This is a genomic window from Saccharothrix sp. NRRL B-16348 (assembly GCF_001280085.1).
Taxonomy (GTDB): Bacteria; Actinomycetota; Actinomycetes; order Mycobacteriales; family Pseudonocardiaceae; genus Actinosynnema.
The window spans coordinates 52,487-74,454 of record NZ_LGED01000205.1 but is presented as its reverse complement, the minus strand read 5'-3'; the positions used below and the strand labels follow the sequence as shown (position 1 = coordinate 74,454).

The following is a 21,968-nucleotide window of genomic DNA, read 5'->3' as shown; positions in this document are numbered from 1 at the left end:
CGGCGGGGTACCGCCGAGGAACGTGAACTTCACCGGGCGGGCGGACCTCCTCCAGGAGCTCGAACGGCGTCTGGTCCGGGGCGGGACCGCGGCTGTGCTACCCGAAACGCTCCACGGCATGGGTGGCGTGGGCAAGTCGCACCTGGCCATCGAGTACGCCTACCGCAACCGCGCGAACTTCGACCTGATCTGGTGGGTGCCCGCGGAACGACCGGTGAAGATCGTCAACTCGCTGGTGGAACTGGGGCAGCGACTGGACCTCGTCGTCGGTTCCGAGGCCAATGTGGCGGTCCAGCAGGTGCTCGACGCCCTCCGCAGCGGCAACCACCACAAGATCCCGACCAACTGGCTGCTCATCTTCGACAACGCCGACAGCCCGGACGCCGTGCAGCAGTACCTGCCGACCGGCGGCACCGGGCGCATCCTGGTCACCTCGCGCAACTCGCAGTGGTTGAGCGTCGCCCGCCCGCTGGAGGTGAACGTCTTCCAGCGCGCCGAGAGCGTGCAGTTGCTGCGCCGCCGTGACCCGGAGCTGGGCGAGGAGGACGCCGACCGCTTGGCCCAGGCGTTGGGCGACCTGCCGTTGGCGATCGCGCAGGCGGCGGCCTGGCGCGTGGAGACGGGCATGCCCGCAGGCGAGTACCTCCAACTGCTCGCCGAGAAACAGCTGGAGCTGCTCGACGTCACGACCACCCTCGACTACCCCGAGTCGGTCGCGGCCATGTGGGACCTGTCGCTCAACGAGCTCAAGCGGAAGAACCCCTCGGCGCTGCGGTTGCTCCAGGTGTGCGCCTTCCTGGCGCCGGAACCGATCAACCGCAAGATGTTCAGCTACAGCCGCAGCATCACCGATGTGCCGGCCGAGCTGTCCCGGGTGCTGCGCGACAGCCTGCGCCTCAACGAGGCCATCCGCGACATCAACCGCTTCGCGTTGGTGCGCGTCGACCACCGCACCAACTCCATCGAGCTGCACCGCCTGGTCCAGTCCGTGCTCATCAGCCAGATGAGCGAGGACGAACGCGTGACCATGCGCAACGCCGCCCACCAGATGCTGGCCGAGAACGACCCGGAGGGACCGGCAGAGCCGGACAACTGGCCGATCTACGTCGACCTGAGCGCGCACCTGGCCGCGTCCAACGCCTATGAGAGCGATGCCGAATCGGTCCGGTCGCTGCTGTCCAACCAGGTCCAGTTCCTCTACCGGTGGGGCGAGCACAAGCGCAGCGCCGAACTGTCCGAGCAGATCTACAAGATCTGGGTGGACCGGCTGGGCGGGGACCACCCGGAGACCTTGAGGATGGGCCGCTGGTACGGCTTCATGCTGTGGGTGCAGGGTCGGTACGCCGAGGCCACCCCGCTGAACGCGGACCTGCTCGAACGGCACCGCCGCATCTTCGGCGAGGAGCACGAGGAAACGATCCTGGCGATCAGCCAGGTCGCGGCGGACAAGCGCGCTGAGGGCGACTTCCTGGGTGGGCTGGAGCTGTCGAAGCGCAACTACGACATCTGCGTCCGCTACCTCGGGGACGAGGACCCGACCACCCTGGCCGTCGCGCACAGCCTCGGCGTGAACCTCCGACTCGTCGGCGACTTCACCGCCGCCGTCGAGCTCGACGCCGACACCTGGGACCGCAGGGTCCAGATCTACGGCCAGGACCACGAACTGTCGCTCCTGACGCAGGCGGGCCTCACCATCGACAAGCGGGAGCTCGGCAACTACCGGGAGGCGTGCGCCGAGCACGAGGAAGTCGTGCGCACGTACGAACGGCGCAGTCAGGGCCGGCCGCTCAACCCGGCGTGGCTGCGCGCCCTGCGCCACCTCGCCGTGATGCGTCGCAAGGCGGGCGACCACGTGGGCGCGATGGAAGCCGCGGAGACGGCGTTCGACGGACTGCGGTTGCGGTACAACCTCGACCACGCAGACACGCTCGCCGCCGCGTTGGCGCGTTCCATCGAGCTGAGGCACCTGGGTCGGCTGGAGCAGGCCGAGCAGCTCGGCCGCGACACGTTGACGCGGTACGAGCGGACGTTGGGGCCGAGCCACCCGCACACCCTGTCCGCGGCCGTCAACGTGGCCATCCTGCGCAGGTTGATGGGCGACGCCGAGGGCGCGCGCGAACTGGACAGCGCGACACTCGCCAGCTTCCGCGCACGCCTGGGTGACGATCACCCGTCCACGCTGGTGACCCGGATCAACCTCGCCAGTGACCTGCACCAGTCGGGCGACCCGCAGGGCGCCCACGACATCGGCGCCGAGGTTCTCGTCCGCGCGACGGAGATCCTGGGCGCCGATCACCCGACGACGCTGGCGTGCCAGACGAACCTCGCGCACGACCTGCGTGCGCTCGGGCGCACCGACGAATCGGAGACGCTGCACCGACGAGCAGTGGGCCTGCTGCGCGAACGGCTCGGGCAGCACCACCCCGCGGTGACGGAGTTGAGCGATCCCCGTGTCCGCGCGAACTGCGACATCGACCCGATGCCCCTCTAGCGGCCCGTCACGGCACTAGAGGTCCGCTCCCAGCCACGCGGCGAGGCGTTCCACGTCGGGCGCCTCGTCGGTGAGGGCCAACTCGTTCCGCACGGCGCGCACGAGGTCAGGGCGTTCCAGCAGCGCCCGCGACGCCGGACCGGGTGAGAGCGCGCGCACCGCGAGCCCGAAGCCGGACCACGCTCCCGCTCGGTTCGAGCCCTCGGCGAGTTCCGCCGCGTAGAGCGCGTGCGCCCGGTCGTGGTGGCCCGCCACCAGGGCGAAATCCGCCTCGGTCAGGTCCGTGGCGATCTTGGGGAGGTCGTCGGAGGCGTCCGACCGCATCGCGTCGAACGCCGCCCGGTCGGAGAGCAGCACGCGCGTGAGGATCGCCTTGGCGTCCAACCTGGGCGGAGCGGCATCGGCGACCACGACCGGGCTCGGCCCGGAGGTCGGCGCGGGCTCGCCGGCACGTCGGCGTTCGACGCACTCGAGCACGTGTGCCCGTGCCGGGCGCAAGTGGGTGACGCGCCACGCCGCGCGGTGGTCGAGCGTGGCCGTCTCGGCCGCCGTCAGCAGTTCCGCCGGCACCGCGGACTCGGTCAACGTGGCCAGCCGCTCGGCCAGGCGGGCCGCGAACCTCCGTCCCGGTTCGGTCAGCGAAGGGTGCCGGCGCAGGGCGTCGAGCGCCTCGGTCACCTGCACCCGGACGAGGGCGAACTCGAAGTGGGCCAGGGCGGCGTCCGGTCCGCTCACGCGCCCGCGTTGCCGCCACCAGAATTCCGCGACCGCCAGGAAAGCGTTTACCCCCTGGTAGAGCCCGGACACTGGACGAGCGTCGTCACGCCACGGCGCATAACACGTGGTGGCCGGGTCCACGCGGGTGAGGGCCACCAGGTGGCCGATCGCGTTCAGCTTGCTGTGCTGGTACTCGTGCACCATCGTCACGGCCAGCTGCACGGCGTCGTGCGGTTCGGAGATGATCGCGGCGCCGTAGCCGTCGCCGACCGACCCGCTGTGCGGTCGGAAGCGGTAGGCCGCCGGGCGCGGCGTGATCACCGACAGTCCGGTGGACAGTTCCCGCGCGCGGTGCGGGTGGTCGCGCTTCAAGATCGCCCACGCGTCGGCGAAGAGCGCGTTCCACCGTGCCGCCGAGGAATCCGACAATGGGTCGGGCCGCTCGGGGATCGCCAATCCCCGGTACGGTCCGGTGTCGTCCAGGTGGATGCGCGGCGCGGTGGAGTCGACGTCGCCCTCGAGAATGCGGATCGGCTGCCATTCGACGGGATGAGCGGCGCCCGAGCCGGTTTTCACCGTTAACCCCGACGCGTCCGCGACCAAGGTGCCGTGACCCCATCCGGTCGTCTCGGGCACGCGCGCGGTGCCCCAGCCGGGAAGCACCGCGATGCCATCCCGCAGGGGAATGGCCATCGTGAAGCGCAATTCTGCGGACAGGCCGGCCGCGGCGGCCAACAAGTGCAGTTGGCCGACGTGGAACCACGCCGGAGCGGTGTCGGACGCCTTGTCCCGGAGTCGGCGCAGTACGTGCGCCGACCAGACCCCCACCTGGGGCAGCGACAGCAGGTCCGCCACCGCCTCCGGACGGGCGCGTTCGGCGGCCACCAGGAGTTCCCACGCCTCGTCCACCGAGGGCAACGGGTTGCCCGGAGCGGGGTGGTCGCGCGCGTGGTGCAGCACCAACCGCAGAGCGAGCAGACGTCTCGTCCGTTCGACCCGGTGCAGCAGCGCGGTGACGCCGCCGTCGGGTTGTGCGGACGCCAGCGCGTCCAACTCGGTCAGGGACATCCCGTGGTTGGGCAGCGATATCCCGTGCGTGGAGTTCCAGCCTGCCACCTCGTGGTCGCCCCTCGTCATGGGTGCGGAGCCCGCCGGTCAGGAGTCGTGGCCGCCCACACTGATGGTGGCGTGGTCCAGCTGTCTGAGGAAACGGTCCGTCGACGTCAGCAGGATCTCGTCGTCGAATGCGTCCAACGCGTCGAGAGGAACGTTCGTCAAGTCGACCAGACCGGAGTCGATCCGAATTGCCGATTCATCCACTAGCGGGCCTCCCGAGTTGGCCACCAGGTAGCGGTGCCCCTGCGCGGTGGGGTTCACCATCGACGGCATGACTCAGTGTAATGTCACGGAAACAGAGGGAAGAGGTGCGTATGGTGGTATTCGGCACCGCGTGGAGCAACTAAACGCCACTGCCCCGTTCGGCCAACAGGGTGTCCAGTTCGGCCATTTCGGTGGAACCGGCGGCGTAGAAGCGGATCGCTTCCAGCAGTGCGGCGAGGCCACCCGGGTAGTGCGCGCACGTCCGGACGATGCTGACGGTGTCCGGCCGGTTCGCGCCGTGGCGGCTGATGGCGCCGGCGAACGGCACCTCGCGCAGCACCAGGTCGCGTCCCTCGCGCGTGTCGAAGCCGGGCGTGCGCAGCAGGACGTCGACGACCGGACCCAGTTCGGCGAGGGTCAACTCGACGCGGGGACCGGCCGCGGCGCGGGCGCCCTCGTTCGGGTGACCGTCGACCAGGCGGACCCAGACGCGGGCGTCCACCTCCTTCACCTTGGCCTGCGCCGCCGTGTAGTCGCCGGGCCTGGCGGCCGCGTCGTGGCGGACCACCGAGCGGTAGAACAGGTCGGAGACGACCAGGACCAGGGTGGCGGTCGAGGACTTGAGGGACTCCTTGGCGGCCGGCGCGTCGAGGATCCGGTAGGCGAAGATCATCTCCTCGCCCGTGCGGCCGCGGTCGTCGAAGTGGACTTCGCCGGCGTGCACGGCCATCCGCATGCGCAGCCGGGCTCCGTGCGCGTGGATCTCGTTGTGCCTGCGCAGGGCCGAGACAACCCGTTCCGGCAGCCGTTCGACCAGAACGGCCTTGGTCACGTCCGCGGGCAGCAGCACCAGCAGGCTGTCGCCCGCGTCGTCCACCGACTTGTCGTCCCACGGCAGGTCGCACTCGGCGAACGCGGTCATCAGCACCTGGTACATGCCCTCGCGCACGGCGGTGCGCTGGGGCGACGACCTGTCCGGATCGCCGTAGGACTCCACGTCCACGACGACGAACGACCGGTGCACCGCAGCCGACCCCATGAGACCTCCCCACGCCAGTTGTAGCCCAGCCCGGTCCACAAGGGCAGCCGCTCCACTCGAAATGACCAACCCTCCGGTTGCGGGACGGGCCGGTTCGGGTATGGAGTCGGGTGTGGACGGGTACGGGTGGACGATCGCGCTGGTCGCGGTGTTGGTGTTGCTGAACGCGCTGTTCGCGGGGAGCGAGATGGCGTTGATCAGCCTGCGCGAGGGTCAGTTGCGGGCGTTGGAGCGGGACGACAGGGCGTCCGCGAAGACGCTGGCGAGGCTGGCGCGCGACCCGAACCGGTTCCTGGCCACGATCCAGATCGGCATCACGCTGGCCGGGTTCCTGGCCTCGGCGACGGCGGCGGTGTCGTTGGCCAAGCCGTTGGTGCCGGCGCTGTCGTTCCTCGGCGACGCGGCGAACGCGGTGGCGATCGCGCTGGTCACGGTCGTGCTGACGTTCCTGACCCTGGTGTTCGGCGAGCTGGCGCCCAAGCGGCTGGCGATGCAGTACGCGTTGCGCTGGGCGTTGCTGGTGGCACGGCCGCTGCACGTGCTGTCTGCCGCCTCACGGCCCGCGGTGTGGGCGTTGAGCGCGTCCACGAACGTGGTGGTCCGGTTGTTCGGCGGCAAGCCGGACGCCGAGTCCGAGCAGATGTCGTCCGAGGAGCTGCGCGAGCTGGTCTCCGCCCAACGCGGCCTCAACGCCGAGCAGCGCATGATCATCACCGGCGCGCTGGAGATCAGCGAACGCCGGTTGCGCGAGGTCCTGGTGCCGCGCCGCTCGGTGGTGACGCTGGCGGCCGAACTGGACGTGCCGTCCGCCCGCGCCGAGCTGGCCGCCTCGGGCCACTCGCGGGCGCCGGTCGCGCGCGGCGGGCACCTGGACGATGTCGTGGGCGTCGTGCACCTGCGTGACCTGCTCGAAGACGACGCGAAGCTGGTCGACGTGGCCCGGTCGCCGATGGTGTTCCCCGACTCGGTGCGGGTGTCCGACGCGCTGCGCCGGTTCAAGGCCGAACGCGAGCAGCTCGGCCTGGTCGTGGACGAGCACGGCGCGGTCGACGGCATCATCACGCTCGAGGACCTGCTGGAGGAGATCGTCGGCGAGATCCTGGACGAGACCGACCGCGACGTGATGGCCGTCCGCAGCGGCGCGGACGGCTCGCTCGTGCTGCCCGGCACGTTCCCCGTGCACGACCTGGTCGACCTGGGCGTGGAGCTGCGGGACCCGCCCGAGGGCGACTACGCCACCATCGCGGGCCTGGTGCTGGTGGTGCTCGGCCGCATCCCCGAGGCTCCGGGCGACCGGATCTCGATCCCCGGCTGGTCCGTCGAGGTGCTGAAGGTCGAGCACCACGCCATCACGTCCGTGCGCCTGCGCAGGCGCTGAACGCATCGCTTGCGGACAGCCGTCACGAACCGGCGGTCTTGCCCCGCCAGTGGACCAGCAGCTTGCGCGCCTTCGCGGTGTAGGGATGCCCTGGCGTCAGGACCCGGCGCTGGTCTTCGAGCAGCCGTTCGAACTGCGCCACCGCCCCGGCCGGGTCGCCCGCCCGACCGGTCCAGTCGGCCAGCCCGCGTTCGCGACGCAGGCGGTAATCGGTCGAGCGGTTCGACCGACAACGCCCACGTGGCGGCGACCGTGTTCCGGTGGTCGTCCGGCAGTTCGTCGGCTCCGGGCAGCACCTGGGCGAGGGTTCGGCCCCGAGCGGCGAACCGTCGGCGGTGCACGACGTGCCACCGGCGGCCGGCCAGGCGGGCATCCGGTTCGCGTCGTGCACCGGATCGGTGCGGTCCGAGCCGATCACCTCGGCGGAGGCCGCCGCGTACCCCAGGCACCACGACGACGTGCGTGGCGTTGACCTCTTCGACGAGACCGGCCCGCACCACGTCGCCGTGCACGACTCCGCCGACATCGTTGTGGACGGTGCCCGGTTCCGAAGATCCGTTGGCCGGTGGTCCTGCGGCCGTGGCACCGTCCTCGGCGTCTCGTGCTAGCGGCCCGCCGCCGCGACCCAGGATTCCAGGCCGGCCGCGTCGTTCGGCAGGGCCGACGACAGCACGCGGTTGCCCGAGGCCGTGACCACGACGTTCTCCTCCAGTCGCACGCCGATGCCCCGCAGCTCCGGCGGCACGGTCTCGTCGTTCGGGTGGAAGTAGAGGCCCGGTTCGACGGCCAGCGCCATGCCGACCTCCAGCGTCCCCTCGTGGTAGGCGGTGGAGGTGGAGTTGGCGCAGTCGTGCACGTCCAGTCCGATGAAGTGACCCACGCCGCACGTGATGTAGCGCCGGTGGTGTTGGCCGTCCGGGTCGAGCGACTCCTCGACCGACACCGGCAGCAGGCCCCAGTCGTGCAGGCCCTCGGCGAGCACCCGCATGGCCTCCTGGTGGAAGTCCCGGTACGCCGCGCCCGGCCGCACGACCGCCAGCGCCGCCGCCGACGCGCGTTCGATCAGCTCGTGCACCTGCCGCTGCGCGGGGCTGTAGGAGCCCGACACCGGCAACGTCCGGGTGATGTCGGCGGTGTAGAGGGTGTCCAGCTCGACGCCCGCGTCCAGCAGCAGCACGGCGTCCTCGGGCACGGGACCGTCGTTGCGCACCCAGTGCAGCACGGGCGCGTGCGGCCCGGCAGCCACGATCGAGGCGTAGCCGGGGCCGTTGCCCGCGGTGCGGGCGCGTCGGTCGAACGTGCCCTGCAACCACCGCTCGCCACCGCCCTTGACGGCCGCCCGCAGCTCGGCGGCGACGTCGGCGAACCCGAGGATCGTGGCGTCGACGGCGGCCTGGAGCTGGCCCACCTCCCAGTCGTCCTTGATGCGCCGCAGCTCGGCCAGCACGGTGCGCAGCTCGGCGGTGTGGTCGGCGCCCGCCAACGCGTCCAGCAGCGGGTCGACGCCGGTCGTCGCGTGCACGGCGGGCAGCCTGCCGCGCAGGGCCGACGGCAGCTCGTGCGACGGGCGGCAGCGCACGCCGAGCGCTTCGGCCCACTCGGCCAGGCCGGGCACCGGTCCGATCCACAGCTCGCCGTCGCGGGCGTTGGCGAAGAAGTCCGGCTCGTCCGGACCGGCGGGCGGGCGCAGGAACAGCTCCGCGTCGTGACCGCCGGCGACCGGGTGCATCACCAGCACCGCGCCTTCCGCGGCGCAGCCCGTCAACCAGGAGAAATCGCTGTCCGGGCGGAAGCCGTAGTCGGTGTCGTTGGACCGCACGGGCGCCCAGCCGGCGGCCACCGCGATGCGCGCGCCGGGCAACGCGGCGCTGAGCCGGTCGCGGTGTGCGGCGGCGGCCTCGGCGGCGCCGGGTGTGACGCGGGCGGCGCGGTCGGCCGGGCCCCAGCCGTGCTGGACGAACTCGCGGAACCCGGAGGCGTCGACGAGCTTGCTGGGGTCGCGGCGGGCGGGTTTGGTCACCGTGGGCAGCCTTTCGGGTCGGGGCCGTGAGCACGCCCGATCGCGATCGGCGACCGGGCGTCACCGGAGGATGTTCTCACCAGCCCTTGCGTCGCCCAACCGGGTGTCTCCTGCGCTGAAACGGCCTACCGCACGTGGCCGATCCGGTAGGCAACAGCTCACGGCCACCTACGGCAGGGGAAAAGCATGCGTCCCGAGGATGTCGTCGAACTGCGGGTGCACGGCGTGTCCGGCACGCCGCCGGAAGCGATGCTGGGCGACCCGTTCCCCACCCCGGTGGCCGGTGACGACGTCGCCAGGTTCCTGCGGGCGGGCAAACCGGCGCGGGCGCTGTCCAGCGGGCGGACGCGGACCGTGGAGGCGTTCCACTGGGGCCGGTTCACCTCGGGCGGTGCGAGCCGGGCGCTGTGGCTGGTGCTGATCCCGTTCGCGATCCTCAACCTCGCCCGGTACACGCTGCTGGGCGCGGGCCGGTTCGCCGAGGCGGTGCTGCGGCTGCTCGGGCTGGTGCTGACGTGCATGCTGGTCACGGCCACCGCGTACGCGTCGCTGGAGCTGCTGGTGCGGCAGTGCGCGGGCACGGCGGCGTGTCGGTCCGAGCACCTGGGGTTCTTCGACGGCTGGCCGTTCGGCGCGATGCTGTTGGTCGGCATGGTCCCGCCGGGCCTGGTGATCACGGTGCTGTGGTGGTTCGGCCGGCAGACGTTCCTGTACGAGCCCAAGGGCACGCACCACGCGTGGGAGACCCGCACGGGCAGCTTGGGCGACTACGCGTTCTGGCACACGTCGCCGCGCACGCCGGTGCTGCGTGACGCGCACGTGGCGGCGGCGTGCGTGGTGGTGGGGGTCCTGTACGCGGGCGCGTTGCGGACCGAGCAGCCGGACCGGCCGTCGGACCTGGTGTCGTGGACGGTGGTCGGGCTGGGCGCGCTGGTGCTGGCGTGGGCCGTCGGGTGCGTGGTGATGTCGCCGGACCGGCGGAAGGTGAACTCGCGGGCGCTGAAGTGGGCGTCGGTGGCGTACCTGCTGCTCGCGGCGGGGTTGGCGACGGCGGTCCTGTGGCAGGCGCCGACCGGCGCGACTGGGTCGGTGACGCCGTTGGCCGGGTTCGAGGCGGTCACGAACGTCCTGGCGGCGTCGGCGATGCTGCTGCTGGTCGTGCTGCTCGGGGCGTGCGTGCGCATGAGGCACTCCGCGCGCGGTGTCGAGCTGATGGTGGCGGACAAGCGGTTCCGGCCGATGTGGCACGGCTACGCGGCCGTGGTGATCGCGGCCGTCGCCACCACGTTGGCGGTCGGGTTCAGCGGCGGGCTGGCCTACCGGGTGGTGGACTGGGTCGGCGACCCGGTGCCGGAGGCGGGGCGGCAGGGGCTTGTTTTGAGCACGAGCTACCTGGTCGGCGCGGGGCTGTGGGGCGTGCTGGCGATCGCGTTCCCGCTGCTGGTGGCGCCGATCGTGGCGGCCATGGTGCGGCAGGTGTCGAGCGCGCTGGTGTTCGCGGCCGGGTCGGTGGCCGCGGCGGTGGCCGTCGCGCTGCGGTGGACGGCGATGCCGGGCTGGGCGTTCTGGGCCGCCGCGGTGGCCGCCGGCGTGCTGTACGCGGTCGGCGCGGTCTCCTGCGTGCGCCACGCGAACGGTGTGGCGGTCCGCGACGGCGTGGTGGCCGACTACCCGGGTCGCGCGGACCGGCCGGGCATCGGCAAGGTGGCGTTGAACCAACGCCTGGCCTCGGCGAAGTACCGCTACCACTGGCTGCTCGGCGCGGTCGCGCTGCTGGGCGGCGTGCTGGTGGCGGCGGGCGGCGGTCTCGCGCTGGCCCGGCTCGCGCACCCGGCCTGGCGGGCCGCGCCGCCGCCGGGCCTGGCCGACTGGCTGTCGACGGTCCCGGCGCAGGAGTTGGGCGCGTTGGGCAGCCTGGTGGTGTCGGGTCTCGTGCTGGTCTTGTTGTTGTTGGGTGTGCGGACGTGGCAGAGCCCTCGGATGCGCACGGCGGTCGGCATCGTGTGGGACCTGGTGGCGTTCTGGCCTCGGCTGGCGCACCCGATCTGCCCGCCGCCCTACGGCGGTCGCGCCACCATCGAGCTGACCTCGCGCGCCGTCCGGCTGGCCGGGCACCACGACGTGGGCGCGGTCGTGCTGTCCGGGCACAGCCAGGGCAGCGTGGTGTGCTTCGCGGCGTTGTCGTTGCTGCGCCGGGAGAGCGAGCGGCCCGACCCGGCCGACGGGGAGCGGTACATCAGGCAGGCGGACGCGGTCGCCGCGCTGCGCCGGGTCGGCCTGGTCACCTACGGCTCGCAGCTGCAGTGGGCGTACTCGCGGCTGTTCCCGCACTACCTCGGCCACGCCGAACTCGTCCGCCTGCGCGACGAGCTCGGCGACCGGTGGTGGAACGTGCACCGGTCGACCGACCCGCTGGGCGGGCCGGTGCAGGTGTGGCCGGAGACGGCGGAGGAACGGGTGTTCGCCGACCCGAAGCTGTGGGGCGTGCGCTGCGGCAACGACGTGCGGCTGCGCGACCCGGAGTTCCTCGACCCGGACCCGGACATGGTCGCCTCGCCGTTGCGCGGGCACAGCGACTACTACGACGACCCGGTGTTCGACGAGGTGGTGGCCAGGGTGGCGGACGCCGTCGCGCCGTCGCGCACGACCGTGGTGATCGGCGACCTGTCCCTGTCGGGCGGGTCGTGAGCCACGGATCTTGAGCCTCAGGGCCGCACGCGGGTGAGCTTGTCCGGGTTGGTGATCGAGTAGACGCCGCCGACCCGGTCGCCGCGGACTTCCAGCACCAGCACGGCGAACGGCGCGTCGTCGGCGAACAGCAGCACCGCCGGGTCGCCGTGCACGCGGCGGAACCGCACGTCCATGGTCTCCGCGACGCCCTCGGCGACGGCGATCAGCAGCCGTGCCACCCGGTCGTCGCCGTGCACCGGCTCCAGGCTCGTCGCGGGCCCCTTGCCGCCGCCGTCGGTCCACAGCGTCACGTCCGGCGCGAGCACGCGCAGCAGTCCTTCGAGGTCGCCGCCCAGCGCGGCGGCCATGAACCGCTCCGTCACCTGCCGCCGGGTGCGCGGGTCCACCGCGTACCGGGGCCGCCGGGCTTCGACGTGCTCGCGCGCCCGGTGCGCGAGCTGCCGGACCGCCGCCGGGCTGCGGCCGAGGATGTCCGCGATCTCCGGGTGCGCGTAGCCGAACACCTCGTGCAGCACGAACACCGCGCGTTCGGCCGGGGTGAGGGTCTCCAGCACCACCAGCACGGCCATGGAGAACTCCTCGCCGCGCACCACCTCGTCCGCCGCGTCGCCGACCAGCGGTTCGGGCAGCCACTGGCCGGGGTAGGTCTCGCGACCGGCCCGCTGCCGCTCCCGGCGGCGCAACGCGTGGTTGACCGCGATCCGGACCAGGTAGGCGCGCGGGTTGTCGACGTCGTTCCTCGGCGCCCACGACAGCCACGTCTCCTGGAGCACGTCCTCGGTGTCGGCGACCGTGCCGAGCATCCCGTAGACGATGGAGAACAGCAGTTCCCGGTGCTCGACGAACGCGTCCGTGCCACCCATGGGTCCCTCCCTCGTGTCGCATCTAAGAGCGAAGGGAGGGGTGGACTGTGACGTGATGTGACGTGGACCTCATCAGGTCACAGTCCGCGGGGCGCGTTCCCTCTTGGTTGGCGACTCGACCCGTTGGAGGGAGACACCATGCGAACCCTGATCCGTGACGTGCGCGTGTTCGACGGCCACCGCGTCGTGCCGCGTGCCGACGTGCTGATCGACGGCGCGCTGATCGCCGAGCCAGGTGGTCGGTGCGACGTCGAGGTGGACGGCCGGTGCAGGACCCTGCTGCCCGGCCTGATCGACGGGCACACCCACGCGTTCGACGGCAGCCTGGCGCAGGCGCTGGCGGCCGGTGTGACGACCGAGCTGGACATGTTCTGCCTGCCGGGCAACCTGGCCCGGCAGCGCGAGCTGGCCGCGTCCCGCGACGACGTCGCCGACCTGCGCAGCGCCGGCCTGCTCGCCACCGCGCCCGGCGGCCACCCGAGCCAGCTGCTGGCGTCGATCGGCGACGAGCTGGGCGACGCCGCGCGACCGTTCGAGACGGTGGCCGACGTGGCGGCGGCGCGGGCGTTCGTCGCGGCACGGGTGGCGGAGGGCGTGGACTACCTGAAGGTCGTGATCGACGACGGCGCCGTGCACGGCGTGGACCTGCCCGTCCTCGCGCCGGAGGTGGTGGAGGCGTTGGTGGACGCGGCGCACGGACACGGGCTGAAGGTCATCGCCCACGCCATCACCGCGAAGGAGGTCGGGATCGCGGTGGACGCCGGGGTCGACGGCCTGGCGCACGTGTGGTGCGACGCCGGTGACGACCTGGTGGGTTGGGTCGCGCAACGGGGCGTCTTCGTGGTCAGCACGCTCGTGTACTTCGAGTCCATCAGCGGCCCGACGGCCACCGTCGACCACGCCGCGCACGGCAGCTTCGAGCACGCCGTGCACGCGGCACGGGTGCTGCACGAGGCCGGGGTGCCGATCGTTGCGGGCACGGACGCCAACCCGTGGGCGCCGCGGCACGGCGTCGCCATGCACCGCGAACTGGCGCTGCTCACCGCCGCCGGCCTGACCCCGCCGGAGGCCCTGGCCGCGGCGACCAGCGTGCCCGCGGTCCACTTCGGACTCACCGATCGGGGACGGGTGGAGCCGGGCCTGCGCGCGGACCTGCTGCTGGTGGACGGCGACCCGACCACCGACATCACGGCCACCGCGTCGGTGGCCGCCGTGTGGCGGCGCGGGGTCAGATCCGCTCGACCTTGATCCTCTTGCCCGCTCCCACGACGCGGTGGCGGTTCGCGTAGACGCGGACCGTCATCCGCCGGTCGCTCAAGGGGGACAGGTCGATGTCCCGGGTGTCGTCCCGGCTGGACAGGATCTCCAACACCTGAACCCCGGACAGCGCCCTGATCTGTTCGAGGTACTCGGCGTGGGCCGTCGTGGAGATCTGGAGAGTCGTCAGGGAGGTCGCCGCGTCGAGCCGCGACAGGTCGAGCGCCCCGCAGAGGCGTAACGACAACCTCCGCAATGCGGGGAAATGCGCCAGTTCAGCGAGGTCACCGAGCCCGTCGACCTGGTAGAACCCGAGGCTCGTCAGGTGCGGCGCGTACTCGGCGAGTGCTCGCAGCCCTCCCTCGAACCCCAGCGGTCGCCCTTTTCCGAGGTCGCCGAGGTCGAGGTCGCGCAGCGCCTCCAGCGCGCCGAGCGGCGCCGGGTCGAGGCCGGTGGGGAAGTCGTAGAGCGCCAACTGCTCCAGCCGGGGGAGGCCCGCGAGCGGGGCCAGATCGGCGGTGGACGCCAGGTTCTTCACCCCCAGCCCGGCCAACCGGGGCAGCGCCCGGAGTTCGGACAAGTCGACCGACTGACCGCCGCGCGGGTAGAAGTACAGGCGCTCCAACGCCAGGCCGGCGAGCGGCCCCAGGTCGGCCAGGTCCGCCAACTCCACCCGGAGCCCGCTGAGGCGGCGCAGCTTGGCGACGTGGGGCAGGAGGGCCTCGTCGTCCACCATGATCTCCCCGTCCAGGAGCGGCGCGTCGGCGAGGACCCGGTCGGCGTACTCGCCCGGGTCGAAGTAGGGCCACGCTTTGATCAGCTCGCGTTGGACGTCGTGGCGCGGGTCTTGGGCGAAGCGTTCGAGCACCGGCCAGGCGTCCGGGCCGTTGATCAACGCGGCGGTGCGCACGGTGGCCGCGGCGGCGGCCTCCGACAGGTCGCGCGGGTCGAGGAGCAGGCGGGGGAGCAGGACTTCGCCGCCTGCCGCCAACGACCGGGCTTCCACGGCGCGGCGGGGTGGCAGGAGGTCGGCCAGGCAGCGTTCCATGCGTTCGGCGAGGTCCGGGGCCAGGGCGGGGTCGGCCTCCATCGCCGCCGCGGCGAGGAGGTGGAGCCGGCGGCGGCGTCGCGGTTCGGCGTCGGCGCGGTCGAGCAGGCCGGACAGGAGTTCGGCGCGCAGCGGGGCGTTGGCCAGGCCCGCCGCCATCACCACGACGTCCCGCCACTGGTCCAGGTGGGCGTGGTCCACCAGCAGGCCGATGTCGCCCTGGTCGGCGGCCTCCTCCGCGGTCAGGAACTCCTGGAAGCTGCGGTGCACGAAGTCGATCCGGCCGGTCACCGGTTCGCGCACCACGCCGCTGCGGTGGACGAGGTGGTCGAGCACGGTCTCCGCGTCGTGCGGCACGCGTGGCATCGCGGCGAGTCGTTCGGCCAGGCGCCGCACCGCCTCCTCGCGGCTCAGCTCGGACCGGCCGTTGATCGACAGCCGCCAGGCCAGGTGGCGCAGCAGGTGACGGCGGTCCTGGCCGGCCAACTCGCTCGCGCCGGGGATGTGGCGCTCGGCGTCACGGCGGTCCAGCAGCAGCGTCAGCGCCGTCCGGTACAGCTCCAGGCGGTCACGGGGCAGGAACGTGCGCCGGTCGAGGTTGAGCGCGCAGAGCATCGCGCACAGCAGGGGAGTGGTGGCCAGCGCCCGCAGGTGCGGGTTGGCGTCCAACCGGCTCAGCAACGCGCCCTCGTGCCGGGGCAGGTCCGCTTCGTCGCACGGCAGCCCGCCCGCGTCCCGCGCGGCCTGGTGCCAGTGGCGGATCAACGCGCGGACGTCGGCCGCGCTCATCCGCTCCAGGAACGCCGACCCGAAGCCCTCCGCCGTCAGCCACCCCGCCGTCGCCGCGCCGGGACGGGACGTCAGCACCCACCGGACGTCCGGGAACGCCCGGCTCAGCGTGCCCAGCCACCCCCGCACCGCCCCGCGTTCGGCCGCCGGCAGCTCGTCCACGCCGTCCACGAGCACCAGCGCGTGCCCGGACTCCAGCTGCCGGTGCACGAAACCGGGCGGCATCACGGCGGCCAACGGCTGCGCGGTGTCCTCCACGAACCCCTCGGGACCGGGTAAGCCGCGCCCGGCGTGACCGCGCAGCTCGATCAGGAACGGCACCCGGCCGTTGAGGTCCGCCAGCTCGCCCCGGAACGCGCCGCGCGCCGCGTTGACCGCCAGCCAGCGCAACAGCGTCGACTTGCCCGACCCGGCCTCGCCCCGGATGAGGAGGCGGTCGTGGGCGGCCAGGGCGTGCTCCACCCGCACCGCGCCGTCCTGCGCGTCCTGCGCCCCGTCACGCCACCGCGTCACCTCGTCGGCCGGGTGCGCGCGCCGTCGCGCCCCGCTGACCGACAGGCTGATGTACGCGACGCTCAGCGTGGTCCGCGGCCGGAAGCGGCGCACGTCCACGCCGAACAGCTCGATGTCGTCCAGCGACTCGCTGACCAGCCGCAGGTACCGGGTGCGGAACTCGGCGTCGTTCGCGGTGCCCTGGGGCGCCATCAGCGTGGGCGCGGGCAGCCGGGCGAGCACGTGACCCACCTGGTCGGCCAGGCCGGACACCCGGCCCAGCAGCTCGGCGCTCGCCCGTGCCGCGAACGGCGTCAGGTGCACGACGAGCTGGACGAAGCACGCGCAGCACTCGTCCAGCAGCACGGTGTGGAACCACGTCGCCGCCTCGCCGAGCCCGGCGCCGCCCGGCAACCCGGCGCGCAGCCTGCGGGCCAGCTTCGCCGGGTCGACGTCGACGTCGAACAGCCCCGCGTCGGACAGGTCGGCGTGCTCGAACGCCGACACCACCTCGGCCATCGCGGCGAGCCGTTCGTGCTCGGGCAGGCCCGGCACCTCCTGCCGGCACAGCGGCAGCAGCCGTTCGGCGACCACGTCGACCAGCGCCTCGACCTCGCGGTTGAACCGCCGCCGCTGGAAGTCGTCGGTCAGCCGCGCCCCGACGAGGTCCACCAGCGGCCTGGTCCGCTCGGCCCGGCCCTTGCGGTGGGTCAGCCACAGCTTCATCGCCGAACCGACCAGCGTGCCGCCCACCCGCAGGACCACCGGCTCCACGGACCCTCCTCCACCGTCGACACCCCTGTGTATCGCGTCGGGCACACGATCCGCACCGGTTCGCTGCATGTGATGGGCTGGGGACCAGCCACCAGGGAGGACCGTGCCAGTGATCATCCGTCGTGCCACCGTCGAGGACGTGCCCGCGATCGTCGCCCTGCTCGCCGACGACGACTTGGGCGCGCGGCGCGAGTCACCGGACGACCTGGCGCCCTACCTGCGGGCGTTCGAGGCGATCGACGCGGCCGGGCACGAGGTGCTGGCGGTGGCCGAACGGGAGGGCGAGGTCGTGGGCACGCTCCAGCTCACGGTGTTGCGCGGCCTGTCGCGGCGGGGTGCGGCGAGGGCGCAGGTCGAGGCGGTGCGGGTGGCGTCCGCGCTGCGCGGGCAGGGGTTGGGTGAGCGGCTGATGCGGTGGGCGATCGACGAGGCGAGGGCCCGGGGTTGTGTCGTCGTCCAGTTCACGTCCGACAAGTCCCGCGTGGAGGCGCACCGGTTCTACCGCCGCCTCGGGTTCGCCCAGTCCCACGAGGGCTTCAAGCTGACCTTGTCGTGACGCGGGGTAGGTTGGCCGCGTACCTCCGCTCGACCGGGAAGCTGAAGATGATCCCTGTCCTCGCGACCGCGTTGACGGTCGTGGCGCTCGTCGCGGCCCTGTGGTCGCTGGTCCTGGTCGTCGCCGACCGGCCCATCACGCTCGCCACCAAGCCCACCCTCGGCCTGGCCGCGGTCGTCGTGCTGCTGGAAGTCGGGCTGCTCGTGCAGGCGGTGGCGGCGACGATCACCGTGCTGACCGCCGACCACCCCGGCCTGGACGCGCCCACGTTCTTCGGCTACCTGGTCGCGGTGGTGGCGGTGCTGCCGGTCGGGGCGTTCTGGGCGTTGGGCGACCGGTCGAGGTGGGGTGCCGGGGTGCTGGCCGTGGCGTGCCTGAGCGTGCCGGTGATGGTCCTGCGGCTGAACCAGCTGTGGGCGACCCATGGCTGAGCGGCGCGACGAGCTGAAGCGCACGACCAGGTCCGGGCCCGGCCGGATGCTGATCGCCGTGTACGGGATCTTCGCCGTCGCGGCCACGGCCCGGTCGGCGGTGCAGATCGCCACCCGGTTCGACCAGGCGCCGCTGGCGTACGTGCTGTCGGCGTTCGCCGCGGTCGTGTACCTCGTGGCCACCGCCGCGCTGGCCGGTGTCGTGTCACGGCGGATCGCCTACCTCGCGTGCGGGGTCGAGCTGGCGGGCGTGCTGGTGGTCGGCGCGGCCAGCCTCGTGGCCCCGGCGGCGTTCCCCGAGGCCACGGTGTGGTCGGACTTCGGCGGCGGCTACGGGTTCGTGCCGCTCGTGCTGCCCGTGCTCGGGCTGCTGTGGCTGCGCCACACCGGCCGCGCTCAGCTGGACCGCACCACGACGTCCACCCAGTAGTTCGTGGCGTTGAACGTCGAGTTGGGGAAGCTGCCCGCCGGTCCGTAGGTGAAGACGCCGTTGCCGCCGCCGCTCGCGCTCGACAGGCCGGTCAACGAGCCCTTCACGTGGTGGGCGCCGAAGAAGTCCGGCGTGGCCGAGTACGGCGCGTTCGTGTGGTACGACGCGATGTAGGTGACGCCGGCGGTCAGCGGCACGGGCGTGCCGAAGACGACCTGCTGCCAGCCGCTCGCCGTCTCGCCGGTGAACGTCGCCGACGCGAGCAGCACCCCGTTCGCGGTCCACAGGTGGGCCGTGTGGGCGCCGGTGTTCTGCGGTCCTTTGTAGAACCGGATCCCGACCGCCGCCGCGTCCGTCGCCGACGTGCGGAACTTCGTGCCCAGCTGCACGGGTCCCGAGTCGGCCACCGTCACGACGGCGGGCGTGTCGGCGACCTCGAAGAGGGTCCGCAGCAGCGGCGCGGGCGCGTCGACCACCACGTCCACCCAGTAGTTCGTGGCGTTGAACGACGAGGTCGGGAAGGCGGCGGACGGGCCGTAGGCGAACACGCCGTTGCCTGCAGAGCCGGCGCTGGACGGCGCGACGAGCGCGTCGCGGGTGTGCGCGTTGGCGAAGAAGTTCCCGGTGACGGCGTAGTTGCCGGCCGTGGTGTGGTACGACGCGACGTAGGTCGTGCCGGCGGTGAGGTCGACCGGTGTCGGGAAGGTCGCCTCCTGCCAGCCGCTCGCGGTCTCGCCGGTGAACGTCGCCGACGCGAGCAGCGTCCCGTTCGCGGTCCACAGGCGGGCCGCGTGCGTGCCGGAGTTCTGCGGCGCCTTGTAGAACCGGACGCCCTTGGCCTTGGCGCCCGTCGTGGTGCAGTGGAACTTCACGCCGAGGTTGACCGGGTGGGGGTCGTCGAAGCCCGCGACCGCCGGGGTGTCGGTCGGCCGGAACAGCGTCTGCCGGACGGCGGCGGCCAGCACGGACACGGACACCGTCGCCGACACGGGGGCGTTGTGGCCGTTGGTGATCGTGTAGCGGAACGTGGCCAGGCCCGCGAAACCCGCGCTGGGCGTGAACGTCACCGCCTGCGCGGCCGCGGACCACGTCACCGTGCCGTTGACGGGGTTGTCCGCGCCGGTGATCGACAGCGGGTAGCCGTTGGGGTCGCTGTCGTTGGCCAGCAGCGCCGCGGCCGGGATCACGATCGCCGTGCCCTGGTTGGTGGTGAAGCCGCCGTCGTTGCCCGCGACCGGCGGGAGGTTGCCCGCGCCGCCCGCGCGGGCGAAGACGACGTCGACCCAGTAGTTCGTGCCGCGGAACGTGTTGGCGGGGAACGTGGCCGACGCGCCGTAGGCGAACACGCCGTTGTCCCCGGCGGGCGCCGTCACCGCGCCGCCGGTCCGCGCGGTCGTGTAGTAGTTCGGGTCGGCGGAGTAGAAGCCGACGTTGTGGTAGGACGCGATGTAGGTCGCGCCGCGGGACAGCGCGACGGGCGCGGGGAAGTTCGCCTGCTGCCAGCCGCTCGCGGTCTCGCCGGTGAACGTCGCGGTCGCGAGCAGCGTGCCGTCGGCGCTCCACAGGTGCGCCGTGTGCGCGCCGGTGACGTGCGGGTTCTTGTAGAAGCGGATGCCGGTCGCCGAGCCCGCGGTGTTGACGGAGAACCGCACGCCGAGTTCCAGCGCGGCGTGCTCGGCCGTGCGCAGCGCGAACGGCACGTCGGTCGGGTCGAACAGCCGGACCGACGCGGCGGGCGTCACGGTCACGGCGACGCTCGCGGCGGGCGACTGGACGTTGAGGCTGTCGTCCACCGCCCGCACCCGGATCGTGTGCTGCCCCGGCAGGCGGGGCCACCAGTCGAACGTCCAGCTCGCCGTGCCCTGCGCCGCGCGCCACGACGTGCCGCCGTCGGTGGAGACCTCCACGGCGGCCACGACACCGCCGACGTCGCTCGCCGTGCCGCTGACCACGACCCGCTGCTGCTGCACGACGGACGCGCCGTTCGCGGGCGCGGCGATGACCGCCGTCGGCGGCGTGACGTCGGTCGACGCGGTCGCCGCGACCAGGTCGCCCTGCCGCGTGGTCGGCTGCACGGTCATGTCGGCGAACAGGTTCACCATCGTCTGCTGGACGGCGCGGTCCACCACGACAGGGGGATACGTGCCGTTGCTGGTCTCGTCGTGCACGGCGTCGAGCCCGAACGCCCAGAAGACGGTGCCCGCGCCGAACACGATGGCGCCGCTCGGGGCCCGGTAGAGGGTGAGGTGGTGGGTGGCGGGCGCGGCGGCCGTCGTCCGGCCGTAGTCGACCAGGTAGGCGTGCACGTCCAGCGAGGTGGACGACAGCCGGATGAGGCCCGGCGGGCGGAACCGGTTGTTCGGCGACTCGTCCCACTCGTAGCCGAGCAGCCCCGGCACCAGGTCGGTCGTGCCGCCGGGCGGGGTCAGGGCGACCCGGGTGTCGCGCCAGAACCTGGACCGCGTCAGCGGGTGCGGCACCCGGATGACGTCGTAGCGGTAGGAGTCGACCTGGAAGAGCGTGCCGGTCAGCGCGTTCTCCGGCCGGCCGCCGTCCGACGGCGGGGTGGCGGCGGTGTCGCGCCAGGTGCCGGTCCACTCCGCGCTCGGGTCGATCTTCTCGCCGGCCCAGGTCTCCTTGTAGCAGACCAGGGTGCGGCCGGGCGCCCCGGTGATGTCCGGCTCCCACCTGGTCTTCCAGTAGACCTCGTTGCCGCTGATGAAGACCAGGTGCACGCCCGCGTCGCGGGCCGCCTGGACGTGCGCGCGCTGGTCGCCCGACCAGTACTCGTCGTGGCCGGTGGACAGGAACACCTTGAACTGCGTGAGCGGCACGTTGCCGGGCCCGACGTCGACCGCGGCGAGGTAGGCGACGTCGTAGCCGTTGCGCTCCAGCCACCGGATCGCCGCGTACTCGGCGCTCAGCAGGTAGTCCTGCGGCGCGGCGGCGGCGCCGACCCGGTCGCGGGTGCGGATCGGGCGGTTGTAGCTGACCTTGTACGCGCGCCCGTCCGGCGCGGCGGTGGCGTTGCCGCCGTACAGGTTCGCCCCGCCCCACCCGTTGTAGGCGTGCCAGGTGGTGTCGGAGGTCTGGAAGGCGATGTCGTGCTGGGTGCCGTCGGCGCGCACCACGAACGGGATGTGGGACGCGCCGGTGACGCCGTCCTGCCGGACGAGCTTGGCCAGGTACACGCCGGACACGGCGTCCGCGGGCACCGCCCACGACGCCGTGACGCTCCAGTTGCCCGCGTCGTAGTAGCCGATCGCCGGGTCGCCGCCGGGCGCGGGCTGGGGTGACGGCGTGGTGCGCTGGATCGTCGCGACCTTCCGGGCGCCGAGGCCCGCGTAGTAGCCGAGCCGGTACACGTCGATCCGGTAGTTCGACGACGTCGTGTTGATCTTGAAGTCGACGGTCGTGCCGCGGTTGACGCTCATCCGGGTGGCGAAGCCCTCGATGGTGGGCGACGCCGGTCCGCCCAGGTCCCACTCGCTCGCCGGGTTCCCTGGCTTCTGGTTCTCCAGGGCGATTGCGTTGAGCGGCATAGACACCTCGCACAGGTGATGGCGGTCACACGTCGGATACCTGTGACATCACCCTGTGGTGAACCCTGTTACGGCCGGTCACGAACAATCCCCCGAAAGGAGTAGTGGTGCCGAAGCGTTCGCCGTGATA

The 21,968-nt window shown here is 72.5% G+C and carries 15 protein-coding genes; 8 read left to right on the top strand and 7 right to left on the bottom strand.

Annotation, left to right across the window (positions count from 1 at the left end):
- A partial coding sequence (fxsT, locus tag ADK67_RS24025) for an FxSxx-COOH system tetratricopeptide repeat protein (RefSeq protein ID WP_231648340.1) occupies window positions 1-2,491 on the top strand: 2,491 nt, incomplete at its 5' end.
- 15 nt (window positions 2,492-2,506) lie between these two features.
- Here the strand turns inward: fxsT and ADK67_RS24020 are convergent.
- The 3 genes from ADK67_RS24020 to ADK67_RS24010 form a co-directional block, all read right to left on the bottom strand.
- A complete protein-coding gene (locus ADK67_RS24020) occupies window positions 2,507-4,345 on the bottom strand; it encodes an aKG-HExxH-type peptide beta-hydroxylase (protein WP_053718744.1) in 1,839 nt (612 codons plus the stop codon).
- An 18-nt stretch (window positions 4,346-4,363) separates the two neighbouring features.
- Complete coding sequence (locus ADK67_RS24015; RefSeq protein WP_053718743.1) at window positions 4,364-4,597, bottom strand: hypothetical protein; 234 nt, start codon at window positions 4,595-4,597, stop codon at window positions 4,364-4,366.
- Between the two features lie 70 nt (window positions 4,598-4,667).
- Window positions 4,668-5,567: an effector-associated domain 2-containing protein gene (locus ADK67_RS24010; RefSeq protein ID WP_157620791.1), complete on the bottom strand. Its 900-nt coding sequence runs from the start codon at window positions 5,565-5,567 to the stop codon at window positions 4,668-4,670.
- Window positions 5,568-5,679: 112 nt separating this feature from the next.
- Here ADK67_RS24010 and ADK67_RS24005 point away from each other — a divergent pair, with 112 nt between their 5' ends.
- Together ADK67_RS24005 and ADK67_RS24000 are read left to right on the top strand one after the other, a co-directional pair.
- A complete protein-coding gene (locus tag ADK67_RS24005) occupies window positions 5,680-6,945 on the top strand; it encodes a hemolysin family protein (RefSeq protein ID WP_053718753.1) in 1,266 nt (421 codons plus the stop codon).
- Between the two features lie 260 nt (window positions 6,946-7,205).
- Complete coding sequence (locus tag ADK67_RS24000) at window positions 7,206-7,553, top strand: hypothetical protein (protein ID WP_053718741.1); 348 nt, start codon at window positions 7,206-7,208, stop codon at window positions 7,551-7,553.
- On the opposite strand, the gene ADK67_RS23995 is transcribed toward ADK67_RS24000, so the two are convergent.
- The gene (locus tag ADK67_RS23995; RefSeq protein WP_053718740.1) at window positions 7,550-8,965 is read right to left on the bottom strand and encodes an aminopeptidase P family protein; all 1,416 of its coding nucleotides are present in this window, start codon (window positions 8,963-8,965) and stop codon (window positions 7,550-7,552) included. The genes ADK67_RS24000 and ADK67_RS23995 overlap by 4 nt on opposite strands.
- Before the next feature lie 186 nt (window positions 8,966-9,151).
- On the opposite strand from ADK67_RS23995, the gene ADK67_RS23990 reads away from it, so the two are divergent.
- The gene (locus ADK67_RS23990; RefSeq protein WP_053718739.1) at window positions 9,152-11,653 is read left to right on the top strand and encodes a hypothetical protein; all 2,502 of its coding nucleotides are present in this window, start codon (window positions 9,152-9,154) and stop codon (window positions 11,651-11,653) included.
- Between the two features lie 17 nt (window positions 11,654-11,670).
- Here ADK67_RS23990 and sigJ read toward each other — a convergent pair whose 3' ends face one another.
- On the bottom strand, window positions 11,671-12,519 hold the full coding sequence (sigJ, locus tag ADK67_RS23985) for an RNA polymerase sigma factor SigJ (RefSeq protein ID WP_053718738.1): 849 nt from the start codon (window positions 12,517-12,519) through the stop codon (window positions 11,671-11,673).
- A gap of 138 nt (window positions 12,520-12,657) precedes the next feature.
- Between sigJ and ADK67_RS23980 the strand changes: the two genes are divergently transcribed.
- Window positions 12,658-13,767, top strand: a complete 1,110-nt coding sequence (locus ADK67_RS23980) for an amidohydrolase family protein (protein ID WP_053718737.1) — start codon at window positions 12,658-12,660, stop codon at window positions 13,765-13,767.
- Here the strand turns inward: ADK67_RS23980 and ADK67_RS23975 are convergent.
- Window positions 13,748-16,879, bottom strand: a complete 3,132-nt coding sequence (locus ADK67_RS23975) for an NACHT domain-containing protein (RefSeq protein WP_231648339.1) — start codon at window positions 16,877-16,879, stop codon at window positions 13,748-13,750. The two genes, ADK67_RS23980 and ADK67_RS23975, sit on opposite strands and share 20 nt — an antisense overlap.
- Window positions 16,880-16,988: 109 nt before the next feature.
- Here ADK67_RS23975 and ADK67_RS23970 point away from each other — a divergent pair, with 109 nt between their 5' ends.
- Genes ADK67_RS23970 through ADK67_RS23960 form a run of 3 tightly spaced genes read left to right on the top strand, consistent with a single transcriptional unit; the run spans window position 16,989 to window position 18,296 of the window.
- Window positions 16,989-17,435, top strand: a complete 447-nt coding sequence (locus ADK67_RS23970) for a GNAT family N-acetyltransferase (RefSeq protein ID WP_082403722.1) — start codon at window positions 16,989-16,991, stop codon at window positions 17,433-17,435.
- A 47-nt stretch (window positions 17,436-17,482) separates the two neighbouring features.
- Window positions 17,483-17,866, top strand: a complete 384-nt coding sequence (locus ADK67_RS23965) for a hypothetical protein (RefSeq protein WP_053718751.1) — start codon at window positions 17,483-17,485, stop codon at window positions 17,864-17,866.
- Window positions 17,859-18,296, top strand: coding sequence for a hypothetical protein (locus ADK67_RS23960; RefSeq protein ID WP_053718735.1), 438 nt, complete (start codon window positions 17,859-17,861; stop codon window positions 18,294-18,296). Before ADK67_RS23965 ends, ADK67_RS23960 begins: the two co-directional genes overlap by 8 nt.
- Here ADK67_RS23960 and ADK67_RS23955 read toward each other — a convergent pair.
- Entirely contained in the window at window positions 18,263-21,838 is a 3,576-nt protein-coding gene (locus ADK67_RS23955; RefSeq protein ID WP_053718734.1) for a DUF4082 domain-containing protein, read from the bottom strand. The two genes, ADK67_RS23960 and ADK67_RS23955, sit on opposite strands and share 34 nt — an antisense overlap.
- Window positions 21,839-21,968: the final 130 nt, after the last annotated feature.